Below are 3,312 nucleotides of genomic sequence, written 5' to 3' on the forward strand. Positions count from 1 at the left end.
GAGCGATGCGGCGTCGCCCGCCTTGAGCTCGAGCTCGAGCTCCTGGATCGTCGCGCGCGCCTCGCCCGCGCGAATCTCGCCCTGGTCGAGCACGAGCTCGATGGTGCTGCCCTGGTGCTCGACGAGCCAGCGCCGGCGGACGAAATCGGTGGCGAGTACCGGGGCGAGCCTGCCCAGTGTCTCATCGAGGGCGCTTTCGAAAGGCGGCAGGGCGGCCAAGGCATCGAGATCGAGCGTCCCGTCCACCGGCCACTCCCACTCCTGGCGCGCGGAGAGCCCGCCGCCGCCCTGGCCCTTGGTCTTCACGGTCTGCAGGGTGTGATTGCCCTGGCGGCGCAGGCGCAGGGCGATCCCGGCCCGGGAAAGCGCGCCGTCCGGCGTGTCGAAATAGGTGTTGGCGAGTGTCAGCGCCTCGGCGCCCTCCGTCAGCATGGGATGGCGCTCCACTCTATCGAGGCAGGCTTTGGGCAGGGCCAGCTTGAGCTCGATCTCGAGCGGGTTTGCATTTTTCATGACATTGACCACCTTTAAAACATGACCGTTTGGTTAATTTTCGATGACATTGTGAACTTTTCATGACGGCGGCAGGCGCACTCTTTATACTAGCGCCGCCATTTTCAGGCATACCACCCTCAGGATGAAAGGCACCATGGCTACCTCCAATCCTTTTTCCGCCATGTTCGGACGCTCGCCGTTCCAGCCGCTTCTGGCCCATATCGTCAAGGCCAACGAGTGCGCGGACCAGCTGCTACCGTTCTTCGAGGCGTCGCTGGCCGGCGAGTGGGACAAGGCCGCCGAGATTCGCGAACGCGTCACCCAGCTCGAGCACGACGCCGATACGCTCAAGACCGAGCTGCGCCTCAATCTGCCCAACACCATGTTCCTGCCGGTGTCGCGCTCGGACCTTCTGGATTTGATCAGCGTGCAGGACAAGATCGCCAACAAGGTGCGCGACATCACCGGCATCATGCTGGGACGCAAGATGCGCGTGCCCGACGAGCTCGCCGAGCCGATGCGCGACTACATGCTCACCAGCGTCGCCTGCGTCGCCCAGGCGCGCCAGGCCCTGGAGGAGCTCAAGGAGCTTCTGGAGTCCGGTTTCGGGCGCAACGTCTCGGACGTGATGCAGAACATGATTCGCGAACTGCACACCCTGGAGCACCAGGCGGACGATCAGCAGGTGGCGATTCGTCGCCAGCTGTTCGAGCTCGAAAGCGTGCTGCCCCCGGTCGACGTGATCTTTCTCTACAAGATCATCGAGTGGGTGGGCGAGGTATCCGACCGCGCGGAACGCGTGGGTAGTCGACTGCAGATCTTGACCGCACGCTAAGGGGAACGCATGCAGATTATTGCCCAATATGGCGACATCTTTATCATTCTGGCCTGTGTCTTCGGCTTCTTCATGGCCTGGGGGGTGGGTGCCAACGACGTCGCCAACGCCATGGGTACCTCGGTGGGATCGAAGGCGATCACCATCAAGCAGGCCATCATCATCGCGGTCATCTTCGAGTTCCTGGGTGCCTGGCTTGCCGGCGGCGAGGTCACCGCGACCATTCGCGGCGGCATTCTCGACCCGGGGCTGCTGGCATCGCACCCCGAGCTTCTGGTGTACGGCATGCTCTCGGCGCTGCTGGCAGCGGGGTTTTGGCTGTTGATCGCCTCCGCGCGGGGCTGGCCGGTCTCCACTACCCACTCCGTCGTGGGCGCCATCGTCGGTTTCGGCGCCGTGGGCCTGGGCATGGACGCGGTGAACTGGGCAGGCGTGGGCACCATCGCCTCGAGCTGGCTCGTGTCCCCGCTGCTGGCGGGCGTCATTTCCTTCGTGCTGTTCAAGTCGGTCCATCATTTGATCTTCGAAAACGAGGATCCCTTCGCCGCCGCCAAGCGCTACGTGCCGGGATACATCTTCCTGGTCGGTTTCATCGTGTCGATGGTCACGCTGACCAAGGGGCTCAGCCACGTGGGGCTGAACCTGACGTTTGGCCAGAGCTTCGCGCTCTCGATAGTGCTGGGTCTCGTGATCACCGCGCTGGGCGTCACCATGCAGCGGCGCATCAAGTTCGAGAAGAACGCAAGCGATCATTTCGGCTACGCCAACGTCGAGCGCGTCTTCGGCGTGCTGATGGTATTCACTGCCTGTGCCATGGCCTTCGCCCATGGCTCCAACGATGTGGCCAACGCCGTGGGGCCGCTGGCCGCCGTCATCAGCGTGGTGCAAAGCCAGGGCATGATCGACAGCGCCTCGCTCGTTCCCTGGTGGGTGTTGATCCTGGGGGGAGGCGGTATCGTGTTCGGTCTGGTCACCTACGGCCACAAGGTCATTGCCACGGTAGGGACCGGCATCACCGAACTCACTCCCAGTCGCGGGTTTGCGGCCACCCTGGCGGCGGCCACCACCGTGGTGCTGGCCTCCGGCACCGGGCTTCCGATCTCGACCACCCACACCCTAGTAGGGGCAGTGCTGGGCGTGGGTCTGGCCCGGGGCATGGCGGCGCTGAACCTTCGCGTCATCGGCACCATCGTGATGTCCTGGCTGATCACGCTTCCGGCTGGCGCCGGGCTTTCCATCGTCTTCTTCTTCATGTTCAAGGGCATGTTCGGCTAGACGCCACGGCCTCCGCGAGCGGCACCGTTGCGCTGCGCCTTCGGGCGAGATGCGCAAAACGGTGCCGCTCTTTTTTTGCTCTGCTAAAGTAGGCGCTTGCTCCTTACGCACGCATCGTCCACTCACTCCTGCCGGAGAGCGGTTCTTGGATACACGCTTCCCCTTCGTCGACTGGTTTCGCAACGCCTCGCCCTACATCAACGCCCACCGGGGGCGAACCTTCGTCATCCTGATCGAGGGCGAGGCCATGGCCTCCGGCCACGGCGAGCAGCTGATCCAGGACCTGGCGCTGCTGCACACCCTGGGCGTGCGCCTGGTGGTGGCCTTCGGCATTCGCCCGCAGGTGCAGGCGGCGCTGAATGCCGCCGGCGTCGAGCCGGCGCGCGTGGACGGGCGCTGGGTGGCGGATTCTTCCGTCATGACCCACGTCGAGCAGGTGGCGTCCCACCAGCGGCTGTGGCTCGAGGCGCGGCTCTCGCTCGGGCTACCGAGCTCGCCCCTGCACGGGGTGGAGCTGAGCGTGGTCTCCGGCAACCTGGTGACCGCCAAGCCGTTGGGCGTGCGCGAAGGGGTGGACTTCGATCACAGCGGCGAGGTGCGCCGGGTGCGCGCCACCGCCATCAAGGAGCTGCTGGCCCAGGGGTCGCTGGTATTGCTGCCGCCGCTCGGGTTCTCCAGCACCGGCGAGGTGTTCGACCTCGACGCCG

The 3,312-nt window shown here is 64.9% G+C and carries 3 protein-coding genes and 1 pseudogene; 3 read left to right on the forward strand and 1 reads right to left on the reverse strand.

All coding sequences use genetic code 11. The features are described 5' to 3' along the window. The coding region (locus BIS11_RS13445; protein ID WP_253586262.1) for a CYTH domain-containing protein at positions 1-513 on the reverse strand (513 nt) is incomplete at its 3' end. 136 nt (positions 514-649) lie between these two features. On the opposite strand from BIS11_RS13445, the gene BIS11_RS13450 reads away from it, so the two are divergent. The 3 genes and pseudogenes from BIS11_RS13450 to BIS11_RS13460 form a co-directional block, all read left to right on the forward strand. Continuing rightward, the gene (locus BIS11_RS13450; RefSeq protein ID WP_253419863.1) at positions 650-1,330 is read left to right on the forward strand and encodes a TIGR00153 family protein; all 681 of its coding nucleotides are present in this window, start codon (positions 650-652) and stop codon (positions 1,328-1,330) included. Between the two features lie 9 nt (positions 1,331-1,339). Continuing rightward, positions 1,340-2,605, forward strand: a complete 1,266-nt coding sequence (locus BIS11_RS13455; protein ID WP_253419860.1) for an inorganic phosphate transporter — start codon at positions 1,340-1,342, stop codon at positions 2,603-2,605. A 145-nt stretch (positions 2,606-2,750) separates the two neighbouring features. Continuing rightward, positions 2,751-3,312: pseudogene (locus tag BIS11_RS13460) on the forward strand (amino-acid N-acetyltransferase); the annotation flags it as partial.

Origin of the sequence: Halomonas sp. 707D4, assembly GCF_024158685.1 — a bacterium.
Lineage (GTDB): Bacteria > Pseudomonadota > Gammaproteobacteria > Pseudomonadales > Halomonadaceae > Vreelandella.